Genomic DNA, 17,697 nt, shown 5'->3' on the forward strand with positions numbered 1-17,697 from the left:
TTGTGTTGCCTTGAGGATGCTTCCGGCTTGATCAGTCGACTGGGATCGTAGCGTGTCGCCACGCGGCGGGCATAGACTCGGAGTATACGAATAGCCCCAAGTTGATCCGGCCCCGCCCCGTTTCTCTGGGCGGAATTGCGTCTATTCCCAAGCGTTTACGAGGCGTGGAGCGGGGGCCGAGTGGGGCGGAGGCGGCCCCGAAATGGCGTGCCATCGGGGCGAGTGCACCGCTTCGTGACCGCGCTGCCAGGGCAATATTGGTTGCCAAAGCGTTAAAAACGTTCCTAAGATAAAATTGTACCAATGGTGGAATAAAGATGGTCGAAATGTGGCGATCGGTATTCACCTAGTCTCACCACGGGAGAAGTTTCCCGGGATGGGAAGGTTGGGTCGGCCGCCCTCGTGGAAATGGGAATTTTTCTCGTCCACTTTAAGGCGGGGAGTTCATACTTAAGTATCGATTGTGTGACGCGGTGATGTTATAGGATTGATCGCCTATTTCCGGTTTCGATGATTTGAAAAATGTGAATCATCGGCGGATCACTGCAGAAATAAATTTTTAGAGCTAGAGCTCATCGATCATTCTCGAGGCGTCTGTGTGATATTATAGTTGTTGCATAGCGAGTTTGTAAAAATGTTGTTCGATCTATGGGGTTTTATATTTACTCGTCGTGAAGATGGTTCTTCTCGGGCCCTTTTCTCGTTGCGGCTCGCGTTCTGTTTGTCGTGCGGGGTGTGAGGTGATGAAAAGAAATGCAGAGACATCTGGCTTATTCGTCTCGATGGACCTTTATACTGACCTGAAGTCCAACCTCAGTTGGAACGAAGGACCGCACACGGCGCCCATCCCGGCAGAACCTGCCGGGATCGAGCGAAAACTGACGATCGATCAGCAACGCGTGCCTCGATCGGCGCGGGGGCGGGAGGGAAAATTCCTGTCCGATCCGGCAGCATTCGACGGCCTTGCGCAGAAGATCCTTCCGGATCTCCTGGCCCGCCACCCGGTCGACGTGCCGTTCCGGGTCTGGGTCCATAATTGCGGCCGCGGTGAGGACGTGTTCACGCTCGCGATCCTGTTGTCGGATGCGATCACCCAGTCCGGGCGCGACATCCGCTTTCGGATCCTCGCCTCGGACGAGGATCCGCTCGCGATCGCTGCGGCACGGGCCGGACTTTATCCGCATCACGCGGTCGCGGACCTCGATCCCGACCGGATTTCGCGCTTTTTCACGCCGGAGGTGGCCGGCTTTCGGGTGCGCGGCGAGCTGCGCCGCTCGATCCTTTATATGGTGCAGAGCCGGCTGAACGCGCCGTTCTTCTCGCACGCCAACCTGATCGCGTGCCGGAATGGGTTGAGCGCGTTCGACCCCCGCAGTCAGGACAGCCTGACGGCCACCTTTAGCCGCGTGCTCGACCGACACGGCGTGCTGTGGACCGGCGAGCCGGAGCCGGTGCTCGACGCCAGCAAGCGCTTCGCGGCGGAGGCCGGCGGCGCGTTCTATCGCCACGCGAACCTGCCGGATCCGGGCGAGGGGCGCTCGCCGGGCGACCATGCCGTTCGCGGGACAGGCTATGTCGGCGAGGGGGGCGACATCGTCGCGCTGCAGGAATGGGAGGCGCTCGCCCGCTCGATGGCGGCAGCGACCGACGCCTCGGCTGCCGTCCTCGTCGACGCGCAATGCATGCCCCGGCTCTATGTCGGGCCGGTGGAACGTTATCTCGACCTGTCGACCCGGCGCGGAGAGCGGAGCGTCATCGATATGCTCCCGCCGGAATTCTGCCCCGGTCTCGACGCGGCGATCGCAACGTCCCTGTCGCAGGACAAACGGGTCGACGTGCCGCTGCCGCGTGGGGACGCCGGCGATGGCGGCGCCCGCAATATTGTCATCCATCACCTGCGGCTGCGAAACAGAAGCCTCGCGCTCGTGTGTTTTCCCACTTGGGACGGCAAGAGTCGCCCCGCCGAGCGGGACTTCGAGAGCGACCGCGCCGAGACATTAGAGCGGGAGGTCGCATCGCTCCGTGCGGAGTTGGACACACGGGACGCGCGCCAGAAGTCGATCGAAGAGGAGCACGCCGCGCTCCTCGACCAAGCCGTCTCGCTGATCGACGAGCTCCAACAGTCGAACACCCAGTTCTCGCTCGCCGACACCGATCTGCGCCATCAGGTCGACGGTCTCGTCCAGCATGTCGGCCGGCTCCAGGCCGCGCTCGAATTTCAGCGTCGCAACAATGAGGAGATGCGCAATCTCCTCGACATCGTGGATCAGCCGACCTTGTTCCTCGACGGGGACCTCAAGATCCGGCTTTTCACGAAGGCGATGCGGGCGATTTTCGGTGTGCGGCCCCAAGATATCGGCCGGCCGCTCGACGACCTGCGGCCGCTCGCGCCGGACGATTCGCTGATCCCGGATGCGACAGCGGTCCTCCACACACGCTATCCGATCTCGCGCGAGATCCAGGCCCATGACGGCACCTGGTATAGCCGCAAGATCCGCACCTACGGCTCGCGTCTGGAAGAGCCGGACGGTGTCGTGGTGAGTTTCGTCGACATCACCGACCAAAAGCGCCGCGCCGAAGAGTTGAAGGCGGCCAAGCAGGCCGAGAAGGCCGCGGCGCGGGCGAAAAGCCAAGGTCTCGCCGCGATCAGCCACGATCTGCGCCAGCCTCTTCAGTCGCTGAATATTCTGAGCTCGATGCTGTCGAAGTGCGTGACCGACGAGCGGGGCAGCGAGCTCCTCTCGCAAGTCGATCGGACATTGTCGACGATGTCGTCGATGCTCGACGTGCTCACCGATATCCGGCGCATCAACTCGGGGGAGATCACACCGAAGATTTCGGACGCGCCGGTCAATGTCATCCTGAAGCGCTTGCGGGACGAATTTACCTACGTGGCCGCGGCACGGGGGCTGTGCCTGCGGGTCTTGCCGTCCAACGCCATCGTGACGACGGATCCGCAGCTCCTCGAGGCGATCCTGCGCAATCTCCTCGCCAATGCGATCAAATATACGCCGAAGGGTAAGGTGTTGATCGGGTGTCGGCGGCGCGAGAGTGGGCTCGAAATTCAGGTGCTCGACACCGGGATCGGGATCTCCGCGTCCGAGCTGCCGACGATCTTCGACGAGTTCGAGCAGGTGGCGTCGGGCGAGGAGAGCGGGATGGGGTTCGGCCTCGGGCTCGCGATCGTGAGAAAGCTCGCGGCGATCTTGAACCATACGCTCGACGTGAGTTCTGAAAGCGGCCTCGGGTCCGTGTTCTCGGTCACGGTCCCGTTCTCGGCGCGCAATTTGCGCGTCGACGGCGCCCGGTTCGATTTCTCGAACCGTCCGATCGCGGACAAGACGGCCATCGGCGAGATCTTGCTGGTGGAGGGGGACGCGGACCTGCGGCGGCTGCTGTGCGAAGCCCTCAAGGGGGCAGGGCACTACGTCTTGAAGGCGGCCGACGCGAAGAGCGCCCTCGATCTCGTTCGCGATGGGCCGACGCGGCCCGATCTCATCTTGGTCGACCAGGATCTGCCGGGGGACATGAGCGGCGTCGAACTGGTGAACGAGGTTCGGGCCTATCTCGGCGATGCCGTCGATGCGGTCATCCTGGCGGCCGACCCCTCTTATGAGGCGTTCGACGGGGTGAAATGCGACTGCGAACGGCTCGGAAAGCCGGTCCGGGTCGAGCAGATCCTCGATACGATCGCCCGCCTCCTGCCGCCCGGCGCACCCGGCGCGCAGCGGGTCGACATGCGCGGATATGCGCAGATTCCGTGGGCCTATATCGTCGACAAGCGGCCGGCGACACGGGAGGGGTTGAAGGCGATCCTGTCGGCGGCGGGCTTCTCGACATCGGTTCACGCCGACGAGGCATCCTTCCTCTCGGCCTATCGCCCCGCCGAGATCGGCTGCCTCATTCTCGGCACGGACGACGACCATGACGACCATGACGCCGCGATGGCTTTGTTGCACGAGCTGCGCCGTCAGGGTGGAGCGCTTCCCGTCGTGATGATCGCCGACAATGGCGATGTCGCGTTCGCCGTCGAGGCGATCAAGGCGGGGGCGTTCGAGTTCATCGAAAAGCCGATCGGGCGGCGCGCCTTGATCGATACGGTGAAGCAGGCGCTGGAAAATGCGGAAAATTCCAAAAAACGCGGCGCGTGGGGCAACGAGGCGGCGCATCAGATCGCAGCTCTGACACCCCGCCAGCGCGAGATCATGGACGCCGTGCTCGCCGGCCACCCGAGCAAGGTGATTGCGGCCAAGCTCGGGATCAGTCAGCGCACGGTGGAGGCCCATCGCGCGGCGATCATGGCGAAGACCGGCGCGACTTCGTTGCCGGCGCTCGCACGGCTCGCGGTCGCGGCGAGCCTCAAGGCCGGCGGCGGATACGCGGCGGCGCCGGCAATGCCAACGAACGAGGACGCGCCGGGCTGACACGGCGCCTCCTCGCGCTCGTCCGATCGGGCGTGATCGGATCGTTCGGGGGACGGCCTGTCGACCGGGCCCGTCGCCAGGGGGTCGGGCTCGCGGTCTGAGGCCGCCTTATCCATCACCGTCGCATCGTCGCGCGGTGCCTTCGACACATGACACCGTCCGGGTGCGGCGCGTCAGGCGGTCGCCCCTATGGCGCGGCCGGTTCGCTTCGCTCGCCGGGGCCGCGCCCGGTCTTCGGCTCTGCCGAGTCAGTGTCTTGTCTCAAGCGGTTCAGTATCGAGCGCACAACTTAAAAGACGCATGCGGAATCTACGATATAGACCGGGGTCGCGACCTCAGTTCTACTATCGTGACGTAACGGGTCTTCATCCGCCAAAGCGATCGGGCGGACCCATGAGGAAGTTCGGGCCCATGCAAACCAAGCATCACTATGCCGTCTTAGACGGTATGCGCGGCGTCGCGGCGTTCGTGGTTCTTGTCTTCCATGTCGAGCAGCAGAACGATCTTTCTGCTTTCCCCAGCGCGCGCCTTGCCGTCGATTTTTTCTATATCCTCAGCGGATTTATTATCGCCTATTCCTATGAGCATCGGTTGACCGGGGACATGTCGGTGCGCCGGTTTCTTGTGGTGCGCACGGTGCGACTTTATCCGCTCCTGTTTCTCGGCGTGTCGCTCGGCATCGGACTCGCCGCTGTCTCGGCGGTGCTGCAAGGATTTCCGGCGATGGACGATATCGCCGTCGCCGGCGTGCTGGGCCTCTTGGCGTTGCCCTCTTATGTCTTCCCGCAATGGCCGACCGCCTATCCGTTCAACGCGGCGGAGTGGTCGCTCTTCTTCGAATTCTTCGTGAATATTCTTTATGCCTTCATCGCGCGGTTCTTGTCGGCGATCGTGCTGACGATCACGCTCGTCCTGAGCTTCGCGGCACTCCTCGCGAACGCCATCTTCCAGCAGGGTATCGACGGCGGGTACGACCAGGACAATTGGGCCTTCGGATTCAGCCGCTCGATCTTTCCCTTCTTCCTCGGCGTGCTTCTTTATCGATTGCGGCCGGGCGTCCGCCAATCGACGGGGTGGAGTTGTCTTCTGTTGGCCGGGCTCGCCGTCCTTCTCCTCACGCGTCTGCCGGGGGGCGGGATGATGGATGTCGTCTATGTGGCGGTGTTGATGCCGGCGCTCGTGTGGTTCGGCGGGGCGGTCTATGCCATTGCGCCGGTCACGAAGGTGCTTCTGATCTTCGGGAAGCTGTCCTATCCGGTCTATATCCTTCAGGCGCCGATGTTGCGGATGGGGCTTGAGGTCAAGCATCGGGCGCTCCTCGCGCCGGAATGGACCTTTTACCTCGACCTGGCGCAGATCGCGGCAGTGGTCGCCTTCTCCTATTTCGCGCTCGTCTATTTCGACGAGCCGGTGCGGGCACGCCTCAGTGCGATGCTGCGCCGGCGGTCGGCCCAACGGGCGCTCGCGGAGCCGGCGGGGACGGCTTAGGCGCGGATCCACGAACGGCCTCGCCCCGGCGGGGGACGACGCGAGGGCCGGAGAGCGCGTGGCATGTGGTCGGATGTCACACAACTGATGTTGAAGTGCCGCGCCTCGCCTCTCTTTAAGGTTGGCGACGCGTCTCAAATTTGCTCTTGTGGAGGTCAAGCGGCCGAAAAAAGGCAGCGCAAACATATTCTGGAGGAATGTCCTATGCAGATGACGCGGACTTTGGCGATCGCCGCACTGCTCGCGGCGTCGGTGTCGACGGCGAGCGCGGAACGGGTGCTCAAGTTGAACGGCGTCCAGCCGCCCGCACACCCGGTGTCGATGACACATGAATTCTTTGCCGACCGGGTGGAGCAGCTCACCGACGGTGCGCTCAAGATCGACGTGAACCACGCCCGCGCACTGGGCGACGCGGTGGAATCGGTCGAGAGCCTGCGTGACGGAACGCTCGCCTTCGTCACCGTCTCGGCCTCGAACCTGTCCCAGATCGATCGGCGCATGGACATGTTCTCCTTGCCCTTCGTCTTCAAGAACGCCGATCACTATTGGACCTACCTGACGTCCGATCGCGCCGAAGAGTTCGTCGCCCCGCTGCAGGATCGCGGGATCCGCGTTCTCGCCTTCATCGATTCGGGCGCGCGCAACTTCTTCTCCGATCAGCCGATCCGCACGCCCAAGGATCTCGAGGGCAAGAAGATCCGCGTGATGGCCTCGCCCGTTCAGGTGAAGATGGTCGAAGCGATGGGTGGAACCGGCGTCCCGATCGCCTGGGGCGACCTTTACAACGCGCTGCAGACCGGCGTCGTGGACGGTGCGGAGAACAACCATCCGTCGATCTATTCGATGAAATTCTACGAAGTCTCGGACTATTACACGATCGACGAGCACGCCCGGATCCCGGACATGCTTCTCGTCTCGGAAGACGTCTTCCAGAGCTTCTCCGACGAGGAGAAAGAGGCCGTTCTGAAGGCCGCCGACGAGGCTGAGGCCTATATGCGCGGGGCCTGGGCGGCATCCTCGCAAATGTCGCTCGAGCAGCTCCGGCCGCTCTTCACCGAGATCGTGGAGCCCGAGAAGCAGCCCTTCATCGATGCGGTGACGCCGCTCCTCGAAGAGCAGGGCGCCGCACTCGGCGTCGCCGACGAGGTTCAATATCTCCTGGAGCAGGGCAAACAGTTTTAAGCGCTAGCCCGCCGTACGCCGCGATGGCGTTGTTCAACCGTTTCGTCGACGCCATCGTCTGGCTGGTGCGCCTCGTCGCACTGTGCCAGGCGACGGCGTTGTTCCTCATCGTGATCGTCACCGTCGTGATGCGCTACGTCTTCAACGACGTCTTCGCATGGTCGGAGGAAGTCCCGCGCTATCTCATGATCTGGGTCGGTTTTCTCGGCGCCGCGGCCGGTGTCGACGCGAAGGATCACGTGGCCTTCACGCTGCTCCTCGACAAGCTGAAGGGTCTTCCCGCCCGCCTTCTGTCCACCTTCCTCGATCTCGGCATCGTCGCCTTCGGCGCGGTGATCCTGATCTACGGGATGGAGCTCACGGAGCGCTTTGGCGGCGATTATATGACCTCGCTTCCGTACACGAATGTCTGGTTCTATTCCGCTGCGCCCGTCTCGGGTGCGCTGATGATCCTGTTCGCGGTGCGCAATCAGCTCAACGCTTGGTGCGGGATCGATCACGGTCCCCTCATCGACCCCCTTTACGAGTGACGCCATGACAGTCCTCGTTCTGGTTTCCATCTTCGTCGTCCTGATGCTGATCGGGATGCCGATCGCCTTCGCCATCGGGATCGCCTCGGCGATCGCCGCCATGTCGATGGATGTCATGACCAACATGACGATCGTTCGGCGGATGATCTTCGGGATCAACTCGTTCCCGCTGCTCGCCGTGATCTTCTTCGTCTTCACCGGCGTCATCATGGCCAATGGCGGCGTCGCGGGGCGGCTCGTGCGCCTCGCCGAAGTGATCGTCGGCCGCCTGCCGGGCGGTCTCGGGCAAATCAACGTGATGTCGTCGATGCTGTTCGGCGGCGTCTCGGGTTCGGCGGTCGCCGACGTCTCCTCGATCGGGCGCATGATGATCGAGGCGATGGAGAAGGACGGCTATACCCGCCGCTTCGCGACCTCCCTGACGCTCGCCTCGGCGACGATGGGACCGATCATCCCGCCATCGATCTCGATGATCCTCTACGCCTATATCGCGGGCTCGGTCTCCGTCGGCGGGCTTCTCCTCGCCGGGCTGACGCCGGGGCTCATGATCGGCGGCGGGCTTCTTCTCGTCGCCTATGTCCATGGCCGGCTCTATCACAACACCCGCACGCCGCCGCTCTCGACACGCGAAAAGCTCTGGCGCGTCGTCGATGGCGGGCTCGGCATGATGACGCTCGTCATCATTCTCGGCGGCATCACCAGCGGCGTCTTCACGGCGACGGAGGCGGGGGCGATCGCGGCCGTCTACGCGTTGTTCCTGACGATGGTGATCTACCGTGAGGTGAAGGTGAAGGATCTTCCCGGTCTGATGTGGGAGAGCATCTGCACCACCGCGGTCGTCCTCTTCCTGATCGCGACGACATCCATCTTCACGTTCATCCTCACTTACGAGAACGTGCCGCAATGGATCTCAGAGAACATCCTGCACCTGACGGACAACCGCTATCTGGTGCTTCTCATCATCAACATCCTCCTCTTGGTGACGGGTCTCTTCATCGACCTCACGCCGGCGCTCATCATGCTGGTGCCGATCCTGTTGCCGCTCGCGGAGGCGATGGGGATCGACCTCATCCATCTCGGCGTGATCATGGTGGTGAACCTCACCTTCGGTCTGATCACCCCGCCGGTGGGGACGGCGCTCTTCGTCGGGTGCCGGATCGCGCGGATCTCGATGGTGGAACTCGTGAGGCCGCTGATGCCCATGCTGGGCATCATGTTCGTCGTGTTGATGATCATCACCTACTTCCCGGCGACCTTCATGTGGGCGCCGCGGATGTTCGGCTTCGCCCCCTAGGTGAGGCGCCCGTCCTTCGGGGCGGGCGTCGCCGCGCGGCGATCGGCGGGGGCGCCCGTGTGTGCACCCCCGCCTTGGTTTTTCGCCGAACCAGCGTAGATGGCTGAAGGAGACGGGCGCGCCCACCGGCGCGGCCGCTCATGCGCGAGCGAAGAGGAGACCCATCATGCGGCAAATGACGGTGAAGACACCGGGCGGGCTCGACGCCCTCACCCTCGGCGAGGCGGCGGGCCCGGCCGATCCGGGGCCGGGCGAGATCCGCGTCCGCATTCATGCGAGCTCGCTCAATTATCACGATTATCGCGTCGTCTCGACGCCGGGCGCACTCGCCGACGGTCGGATCCCGATGTCGGACGGGGCGGGCGTCGTCGAGGCCGTCGGGGAGGGCGTCACCGCGTTCTCGGTCGGCGACAACGTCGTCTCGTGCTTCTTTCCGGATTGGCAGACGGGGGAAGAGACGCCGAGCAACTTCCTGCGCACGCCGGGCGACGGGATCGACGGCTATGCCCGCGAGGCGGTGACGATGCCCGCGACATGGTTCACCCACAGCCCCGCCGGCTGGTCGCACGAGGAAGCGGCGACGATCACCACCGCCGGCCTCACGGCCTGGCGCGCGCTGGTGGTCGATGGCGGGCTCAAGGCGGGAGACGTCGTCCTCGCGCTCGGGACCGGCGGCGTGTCGGTCTACGCGCTACAGATCGCGAAGGCGATGGGCGCGACGGTGATCATGACCTCCTCCTCGGACGAGAAGCTCGAGCGGGTGAAGACGCTCGGCGCGGACTATATGATCAACTACCGCACGACACCCGAATGGGGCGCGGCCGTCCAGGAGATCACCGGCGGACGCGGGGCGGATCATGTCGTCGAGGTCGGTGGTCCGGGAACGCTCGCCCAATCGATCGCGGCGGCGAAGGTGGCGGGCCACATCGCGCTGATCGGCGTGTTGACGGGGCGGGCCGGCGAGGTCCCGACCGGCCTGTTGATGGCGCGGCAACAGCGCCTTCAGGGGCTCATCGTCGGCAGCCGGAAGCACCAGCAGGAGTTCGTCGCCGCGATCGATGCGACGGGGCTGCGCCCGGTGATCGACAGTCGTTTCGACCTTGCCGACCTCAAGGCCGCCTTCGAGCATGAGGCGGCGGGCCGGCATTTCGGCAAGATCTGCGTCACGATTTGAGGCGGCGCACCTGCCGGGCCGAGGCTCGACGGGAAAGCCGCATTCGCCCGCGCGCTGCGGGCGGATGCGGCCGCGTCGGTTCTAAGCCGCCACCGCCGAGCGGCGCGCCATCTCGGCATCGAGGAGGGTGCGGGCGGCGGTGCGGATCCGGTCGTGCTCGGCCTCCGGCACCGGCGAGGAGAAGGCGAGGGGATCGCCGGTCTCGGCAATTCCGGCGAGCGCCACGGCCGTGTGGAGGACGCGGATCTCGTTGATCTCGCCGCGCAGGCGCTCGAGCGGCATGATCGGCGCCATCAGGCGCTCGGTCTCGGCCTTGTCGCCCGCCTTGAGGGCGGCGAGGATCGCCATCGACAAAGCCGGCGCGATGCACACCGAGCCCGAGGTGAACGCGGCAACCCCGAAATTGAGGAGGTGGTTCACCGCCGGCGGTTCACCGAAGCCGCTGACGATACGGTCCGCGCCGATCGTGTCGATGAAGGCGGTGAGGAGCGGGTCGGTCTCCGGCGTCTCGCGCGGCACGGCATATTTGACGCCGAGGAGGGCGCCGGCCTTGTCGAGCGCGGCGAGCATATCCGGCGTGAAGGCATTGTCGGTCTTCACATAGGCGATGAGCTGCGTGCCGCTCTCATCGTAGAAGCGGCGCAGCGCGGCGACGACACCGTCCGGCGTCGTCGGGCCGGCGGCGGGCAGGAAGAGGGCGGCCGGATACCCGCGTGCCCGCAGGATCGGCGCCTGGTCGACGAGGCGGCCGGCATCGGCGCCCACCGACGGGATCAGCCAGCTATCGGCCCCCGACATCGCCTCGAGACGGTCGAGCCAGTCGCCATAACGCGACATCGGCCAATGATAGAGCAGCGCGTTGCCGCCATAGAGCAGCGTGTCGACGCCGCCGGCCTCGAGATGGGCGATGATCTTGGCGTTCGCCTCGTCCGCGAAGGCGCCGTCTTTGTCGAGTGCGAGCGGCGGGACCGCCATCACTGATTGTGCGAGATCCACTTTCGTTACGGTCCGCCGCATGGCATTCTCCCTCGAACAGAATTTGTCTGAAGTTGTGATCCTTTCGGGGAGGTCGGTCAAGATTTGTCATGGCGCGGCATCGGCATTTGGACATCGGATCCTGATCGGAGGTGTACATGTTCGACGCGGAGAGTTCGCGGGCCGGAAGCGGGAACGCGGCCGCCGACCGCCCCTTGGCGGAGGCCTCGCGCGCCGGCCACGTCTATGACGACCTCATGCGCGCGATCGCCGACGGTGCCTATGCCGACGGCCGCCTCCCGGCCGAGGCGACGCTCGCGCGGTCCTATGCGGTTTCCCGTCCGGTGGTGCGCGAGGCGCTCGCCCGGCTGCGGGAGGACGGCATCGTCGCCTCCCGCCGCGGTTCGGGCAGTTATGTCGTGCGCCGGCCGAGCCCCGCCGTCTTTTCCGTCGTGCCGATCGGCTCGATCAGCGACATCCAGCGCTGCTACGAGTTTCGCATCGACGTCGAAGGGGCGGCGGCCGGATGGGCCGCGAAGCGCCGCACCGAGGCCGACCTTGCCGCCTTGCGCGCCACACATGCGCGGATGGATGCCGAGGCGGCGGCGGGCGAACTCGGCGCGGACGCCGACGCGGCGCTCCACCGGGCGATCACCGAGGCGGCGCACAATCCGTTCTTCAGCGGCGTTCTCGCCTCGCTCGCCGCGCAGATCGCGTTCGGTATGAACCTGTCGCGCAGCCTGTCGATGCGCCATCACGGGGCGCGGATCGAGCTCGTCCAGGCCGAGCACGCTGCGATCATCGATGCGATCACGCGCGGCGACGCCGAGGCGGCGACCGCGGCGATGCGCCATCACATCGGCGCGGCGCAGGAGCGGATGTTCGAGGGCGTCCCGCGCTGAGGGCGCTCAGCCGCCGAGGCTGAGGCCGCCATCGACCACGATGGTCTGTCCCGTCACCATCGGCGCGCCGAAGCCGAGATAGGCGATCGTTGCGGCGAGGTCTTCGGGCACGCAGCGCCGTTTGAGGAGCGCGCGGTCGATGCTGTCCTGGCGCTGCTTGTCGGTCCAGTCGATCATCCAGGTGGAATCGACCGCGCCGGGCGCGATCGCATTGACCCGCACTTCGGGGGCGAGCGCACGGGCGAGATTCTTGGTGAGGCTGATGACCGCCGCCTTTGTGGCGCCATAGGCCATTGAGCTGCCGACCTGGTCGAGCCCGGAGATCGAGGCCGTGCTGACGACAGCGCCGCCCGCCGCCTTCAGAGCGGGTGCGGCACGGCGCGTGCATTCAAAGACGCTGATGAGGTTCGTGTCGATCAGCGTTCGCCACAGGGCTTCGGTGATGAGATCGAGATCGGTCGGGGCGATGGTGCGGTTGGTGGCGGGCGTTCCCGCATTGTTGACGAGAAGATCGAGCCGTCCGAGCCCGTCGATCGCCGTGTCGACCATCCGCGTCGCCGCGGCGGCCTCCGCGACGCTTCCGGGGGCGGAGATGACGGTGCATCCCTCCGCGGTGAGGCGATCCACCACCTCCAGCCCGCGCGGATCGTCAGGCAGATGATTGACGGCGACCGCTGCGCCGGCGCGTGCCAGAAGCTCGACCGTGGCGAGGCCGATGCCCGACGCCCCGCCCGTGACCAGCGCGGCCTTGCCGCCGAGATTATACGTGATCGACATGGTATCCGTTGCTTCCGATGTGTTTACGGTTTCTTTGGTTCATTGCCGGAGTTCATCGAGTTTCTTTTATAAAACCTGGAAGTAAATTGTAAAATTCGGGATGAAATGCTAAAAGAACTTGAAATGTGTTGTGTGGGGTCGTAAGGGATGGGGCATGTCGACGATTGATGCCATCCGAAAGCTGCCCCGCCTCGAGCGGGACACGCTCGCCGCGCGGGTTCACCGGGATCTGCGCAATCTCATCATGTCGGGGCAGATCGCGCCGGGGGATCGGCTGTCTTTGAGGGCGACCGCCGAGGCGCTCGGCGTTTCGGTGATGCCGGTGCGCGACGCCGTTTCCCGCCTCGTCGCCGAACATGCGTTGATCGTCATGCCCAACCGGGCGATCCACGTGCCGCTGATGACCAAGAACGCCTTTCGCGAACTCGCCACCATCCGCGCCGAGATCGAAGGCTTCGCCGCCGAGACCGCCGCACTCACCCGGACCGAGGACGACATTCGCGAGATTGCGGAGGCGGACGTGCGCCACCGCGACGCCTGTCTGATCGACGAGCCGGACTTCGCCGAGGCGATGCGGCAGAACAAGAATTTCCATTTCGCCGTCTACCGCGCCGCGCGCCTGCCCCAACTCGTCGAGATCATCGAATCGATGTGGCTGCGCGCCGGTCCCGTCATCATCCTGGAGGCGAAGGGCAACCCGCAATGGCTGGCGGTCGGCGGCGCGACCGACCGCCATCGCCAGGCCCTCGAAGCGATCGAGACGAAGGACAAAGCCGGCGCCCGTGCCGCCATCGCCCGCGATATCCATATGGCCGCCGAGGTGATCCTCGATCAGGGCGGCCTCGCGGACTGACGGCGCCGGGCCCATCAGGCGACCGCCGTCACGAGATTGCCGAGATAGTCCTGGAAGCGGGGATCGGCGGCGAGCGTGGGTAGCGAGTCGGCATGGGTCAACGTCCCGTGGTGGACGAAGATGAACTGCTCGCAAACGTCGTTCAGCAGCTCGATATGGTAAGTCTCCGTTGGATGGAGGCAGATGAAGACGAGGCGCTCTTCCGCGCGTAATTTGCGGAAGAAGTTCAGCATGAAGCCGATATAGCCGTCCTGCGTGTTGAACTGCGGCTCGTCGAACAGATGGATGAGCGGATAGTCCGACTTCGCCTTTTCCAGCATGAAATCGGGCCGCGACCGATCGAAATGGCGCACCTGATAGGACTGGTGATAGTGGATCGCGAGGCGGTCGCGCTCGCCCGTCTTCACCCGGTGGATGTTCTGACCCGCGCACATGACGCGGCCGGCCGTCGGCGCGTTGGATCCCGTCATCAACTCGAACAGTGTCGTCTTGCCCGAGCCGTTGGGGCCCATCACGCCGATCACGGTCGGCTTTTCGATGGTGAAATCGGCCTCGATGCGAAAGGTCGTCTTCGGCTTGAAGACGCCCATCCGGTACTCCTTGACGAGCCCGTCGACCGCGAGAAGCGGGGCGCTCATGTCGCCGCCGCCAAGGTCGCGGCGCGCGCGGCGCCTTGTTTGCGATAATTCTCGGCCGGTCCTTCTTCCACGATCCGCCCGTGATTCATCACGAACACACGGTCCGCGACCGACAGCGCGATATTCACGTTCTGCTCCACGATCAGCATCGACAGACCTTCTTCGCGAAGGCGCCGAATGACGTTCATCACGTCGTTGACGATTTTGGGCGCGAGGCCCTGGCTCGGCTCGTCGAGAAGGATGAGGCCGGGTGCGCCGACGAGCGCGCGCGAGATCGCCACCATCTGCATTTCGCCGCCGGACAGGTTCTCGCATTCGCGCGGCAGGAGGTGTTCGAGCGGCGCGAAGATCTTGCACGCGTCGTCGATCGTCCAGTTGGCGAAGCCCGTTGTCTTGCGCGCGATCTCGAGATTGCGGCGGACGGTGAGGGTCGGAAAAATCCGCCGATCGTCCGGCACCCAGCCGACGCCGGCCTGGGCGATCTTGTGCGTCGGGGCGCGGGTGATGTCCGCCCCGTTGAAGTGGACGCTGCCGCGGCGGGCGCGCGTGAGGCCGAGGATCGAACGGATCGTCGTCGTCTTGCCCGCCCCGTTGGGGCCGAGAAGGGCGACCACTTCGCCCTTTTTGACCGACAGGGAGACGCCGAACAGCACCTGTGTCTCGCCATAGAAGGTGTGGATGTTGTCGACCTCGAGGATCATGCGAGGCCTCCGAGGCTGGAGCGCTTCACCCATTCGTCTTCTTGCAGGCTCGCCGGCGTTCCCTCCGCGATCACCTGGCCCCAATGGATCACGGTGATCTTGTCGGCGAGGCCGAACAGGAACTGCATGTCGTGCTCGATGATGACGATGGTGAGATCGCGCCGGATCTCGGCGATCAGCTCCGCGATGCTGCCGGTCGCCTCCGCGCCGAGCCCGGCGGTCGGCTCGTCGAGAAAGAGGATCCGGGGCGCTGCGGCGAGAGCGACGCCGATCTCGAGCGCACGCCGTTCGCCATAGGACAGATCCCGCGCCTCGACCCGTTCCTTTCCGGCAAGGCCGATGCGGGCGAGGATCCCCGCCGCCTTGTCGCCGGTCTCACCGTCGGTGCTGAGATCGTGCATCATGCTCATGCCGCGCGCCCGGACCTCGGGAAGCGCGAGGGTGATGTTTTCGATCGCCGTATATTGATCGAAGAGGTTCATGAGCTGGAAGGACCGCGCGATGCCCTTGCGGGCGATCTTGTGCGGGGGAAGGCCGCCGATGTCCTCCCCGTCGAAGACAATGCGCCCGCGATCGGGCTTGTAGCGCCCGGTGAGGACGTTGAAGCATGTCGTCTTGCCCGCCCCGTTCGGTCCCATGATGCCGTTGAGGCGGTTCTCCTCGAAGGCGAGCGTGATGTTTTCGAGGACGACCTGATCGCCGAAGCGCTTGTGGATGTGATGAGCTTCCAAGAGGGCCATGGTCACTCCGCCGGGCTTTGGTTGGGGTGGGGAGAGGGCGCGGCGGCGGGCTTGCGGCGCACGAGGCCGCCGACCGTGTCGCGCCAGATCCCGGCGAGGCCTTCCGGCTTGAACATCACGAGGAGCATGAACATGAGGCCGAACCAGAGGAGCCAGGCCTCGGTGTAGGCGCCCAGTATGTCGCGCGCGATGAAATAGAGGACGACGCCGAAGACCGGCCCCCAGAAGGAGACGAGACCGCCTCCGATGAGGGTCATCAGGACGACCGTCCCCGACCATTGGAGGTTCATGATCTGGATGTAGGCGCCTTCCTGGGCCATCGCGAAGAGGCCGCCCGCGAGGCCGGCGACCATCGTCGACAAGATGAAGGCGATCGCCTTGTAGATGAAGACGTTGTAGCCGAGGAAGCGCACCCGCTCCTCGTTCTGGCGGATCGCGCCGAGGATGCGGCCGAACGGCGAGTGGACGAGCCGCCACAACAGGACGACCACCACCGCATAGAGCGCGAAGGCGAGATAATAGAGCGAGGCGGTGTCCTGAATGTCGATCGAGAAGAGCCCGAAATCGACCGGCAGGCGCTGGATGTTGAGGAGCCCGTCCTCGCCCCCCGTCACCGAGGTCCACTTCGAGGCGATGAAGAAGAAGACCTGACCGATCGCGATCGTCATCAGCGCGAAGTAGATGCCGCGTCGGCGCGAGACGAGGAGCGCCGCGGCAAGGCCGCAGAGCCCCGTGATGATGATTGCGGCGAGAAGGCAGATCCACAGATTGGGGATGAAGTGGAACTGGGCGACGCCGAAGGCGTAGGCGCCGATCCCGATAAAGGCGCCGTGGCCGAAGGACGGGAGGCCGCCATAGCCGAGGAGGAGGTTGTAGCCGAGGGCGAAGATCACCCAGACCATGATTTCAAGCCCCAGATATTGGTAGAGGCCGACCGCCTCCACCCAGTAGGGCAAGGTGCCGAAGACGGCGAAGCTCGCGAGGATCGGAAGGGTGATCCAGCGGCCGACCGGATTGCGTGCGTCACTCATCCTCAACGCTCCAGGATGCTGGCGCGGCCGGCGATGCCGCGGGGCCGGAAGGTGACGACGGCGAGAAGCAGGAGATACATCGAGATCATCGACCAGTCGGGCACGAAGGCCGCCGTCAGCGCGACCGCGAGGCCGACGAGCACGCCCGCCGTGACCGCGCCCCAGAACGAGCCGACGCCGCCGAGCACGATGATGACGAAGGCCGGGATCACCGCATCGATCCCGACAACGGGCCGCACGCCCCAGATCGGGGCCATGATGATGCCGGCGATCGCTGCGAGCCCCGCGCCGAAGGCGAAGACGAGAAGGCGCAGGCGCGACAGGTTGAAGCCGAGCGCGCGCACCATCTCGTTGTCGTGCGCGCCCGCCTTGATCACCGCGCCATAAGGCGTCCGGTTGAGAAAGAACCAGAGCAGCGCGATCATCGCGCAGGCGAAGATCGCCGCGTAGATCCGATACGTCGAATAGATGAGATCGGCGAAGATGAAGCCACCCGAGATGTCCCGCGGGATCGGAAGATAATACTCCGACGAGCCCCACACGACGCGGATCATCTCCTCGATGACGAGGGCGGCGCCGAAGGTGAGGAGAAGGCCGTAGAGCGGATCCTTGCCGTAAGTGGGTCTCAGGCAAAGCTCGAGGAGCATACAGGCGGCCCCGACGAGGATCGGCGCGACGACGAGGGCGATCGCGTAGCGCGGCCAGGCGGGCAGCGCATAAAAGGGCTCCATGAACGCAAACGGCAGCCCGCCATCGGGCGCCATGATGGCGAGCGCGACATAGGCCCCGAGCGCGAAGATCGACCCGTGCGCGAGGTTGATGACCTCCATCACGCCGATGATCAGCATGAAGCCGAGCGCGATCAGCGCGAACAGGAGGCCGAGCGCGACACCATTGATGAGGTGCGGCAATAGCCAGGTGGCGGTGGACATTGGACCTTCAACTTCGAACTGGAGGGGTGGGGCGCGTGCCCGGCAGGCCGCGCCCC

General features: G+C 64.9%; 15 protein-coding genes. 8 read left to right on the forward strand and 7 right to left on the reverse strand.

Features of this window, described 5'->3' with window-relative positions:
- Positions 1-782 precede the first annotated feature (782 nt).
- From L1787_RS17395 to L1787_RS17420, 6 genes are all read left to right on the forward strand, one after another.
- Complete coding sequence (locus tag L1787_RS17395; RefSeq protein WP_235710286.1) at positions 783-4,424, forward strand: CheR family methyltransferase; 3,642 nt, start codon at positions 783-785, stop codon at positions 4,422-4,424.
- 411 nt (positions 4,425-4,835) lie between these two features.
- Positions 4,836-5,912, forward strand: a complete 1,077-nt coding sequence (locus L1787_RS17400; RefSeq protein ID WP_235710287.1) for an acyltransferase family protein — start codon at positions 4,836-4,838, stop codon at positions 5,910-5,912.
- Between the two features lie 210 nt (positions 5,913-6,122).
- On the forward strand, positions 6,123-7,094 hold the full coding sequence (locus L1787_RS17405; protein WP_235710288.1) for a TRAP transporter substrate-binding protein: 972 nt from the start codon (positions 6,123-6,125) through the stop codon (positions 7,092-7,094).
- Positions 7,095-7,117: 23 nt separating this feature from the next.
- A complete protein-coding gene (locus L1787_RS17410; RefSeq protein WP_235710289.1) occupies positions 7,118-7,624 on the forward strand; it encodes a TRAP transporter small permease in 507 nt (168 codons plus the stop codon).
- A 4-nt stretch (positions 7,625-7,628) separates the two neighbouring features.
- Positions 7,629-8,918, forward strand: coding sequence for a TRAP transporter large permease (locus tag L1787_RS17415; RefSeq protein ID WP_235710290.1), 1,290 nt, complete (start codon positions 7,629-7,631; stop codon positions 8,916-8,918).
- Between the two features lie 166 nt (positions 8,919-9,084).
- Complete coding sequence (locus L1787_RS17420) at positions 9,085-10,092, forward strand: zinc-dependent alcohol dehydrogenase family protein (protein ID WP_235710291.1); 1,008 nt, start codon at positions 9,085-9,087, stop codon at positions 10,090-10,092.
- Between the two features lie 81 nt (positions 10,093-10,173).
- On the opposite strand, the gene L1787_RS17425 is transcribed toward L1787_RS17420, so the two are convergent.
- Positions 10,174-11,109 carry a dihydrodipicolinate synthase family protein gene (locus L1787_RS17425; RefSeq protein ID WP_235710292.1) on the reverse strand — a complete coding sequence of 312 codons (936 nt, stop codon included), beginning with the start codon at positions 11,107-11,109 and terminating at the stop codon, positions 10,174-10,176.
- Positions 11,110-11,225: 116 nt separating this feature from the next.
- Here L1787_RS17425 and L1787_RS17430 point away from each other — a divergent pair, with 116 nt between their 5' ends.
- Positions 11,226-11,969, forward strand: a complete 744-nt coding sequence (locus L1787_RS17430) for a FadR/GntR family transcriptional regulator (RefSeq protein ID WP_235710293.1) — start codon at positions 11,226-11,228, stop codon at positions 11,967-11,969.
- Between the two features lie 6 nt (positions 11,970-11,975).
- Here the strand turns inward: L1787_RS17430 and L1787_RS17435 are convergent, their stop codons facing one another.
- The gene (locus L1787_RS17435) at positions 11,976-12,746 is read right to left on the reverse strand and encodes an SDR family NAD(P)-dependent oxidoreductase (protein ID WP_235710294.1); all 771 of its coding nucleotides are present in this window, start codon (positions 12,744-12,746) and stop codon (positions 11,976-11,978) included.
- A gap of 154 nt (positions 12,747-12,900) precedes the next feature.
- Between L1787_RS17435 and L1787_RS17440 the strand changes: the two genes are divergently transcribed.
- Positions 12,901-13,599 carry a GntR family transcriptional regulator gene (locus L1787_RS17440; protein WP_235710295.1) on the forward strand — a complete coding sequence of 233 codons (699 nt, stop codon included), beginning with the start codon at positions 12,901-12,903 and terminating at the stop codon, positions 13,597-13,599.
- A 14-nt stretch (positions 13,600-13,613) separates the two neighbouring features.
- Here the strand turns inward: L1787_RS17440 and L1787_RS17445 are convergent, their stop codons facing one another.
- The 5 genes from L1787_RS17445 to L1787_RS17465 are packed head-to-tail and all read right to left on the reverse strand — an operon-like array spanning position 13,614 to position 17,641.
- A complete protein-coding gene (locus L1787_RS17445; RefSeq protein WP_235710296.1) occupies positions 13,614-14,237 on the reverse strand; it encodes an ATP-binding cassette domain-containing protein in 624 nt (207 codons plus the stop codon).
- Complete coding sequence (locus L1787_RS17450) at positions 14,234-14,938, reverse strand: ABC transporter ATP-binding protein (protein WP_235710297.1); 705 nt, start codon at positions 14,936-14,938, stop codon at positions 14,234-14,236. The genes L1787_RS17445 and L1787_RS17450 overlap by 4 nt, the downstream gene beginning before the upstream one ends.
- Positions 14,935-15,678 (reverse strand): ABC transporter ATP-binding protein, encoded by a 744-nt coding sequence (locus tag L1787_RS17455; protein ID WP_235710298.1) that lies wholly within the window; start codon positions 15,676-15,678, stop codon positions 14,935-14,937. The genes L1787_RS17450 and L1787_RS17455 overlap by 4 nt, the downstream gene beginning before the upstream one ends.
- Before the next feature lie 2 nt (positions 15,679-15,680).
- Positions 15,681-16,709: a branched-chain amino acid ABC transporter permease gene (locus L1787_RS17460; RefSeq protein WP_235710299.1), complete on the reverse strand. Its 1,029-nt coding sequence runs from the start codon at positions 16,707-16,709 to the stop codon at positions 15,681-15,683.
- Between the two features lie 2 nt (positions 16,710-16,711).
- A complete protein-coding gene (locus tag L1787_RS17465; protein ID WP_235710300.1) occupies positions 16,712-17,641 on the reverse strand; it encodes a branched-chain amino acid ABC transporter permease in 930 nt (309 codons plus the stop codon).
- Between the last annotated feature and the right edge of the window lie 56 nt (positions 17,642-17,697).

Source organism: Acuticoccus kalidii (assembly GCF_021556395.1).
Lineage (GTDB): Bacteria > Pseudomonadota > Alphaproteobacteria > Rhizobiales > Amorphaceae > Acuticoccus > Acuticoccus kalidii.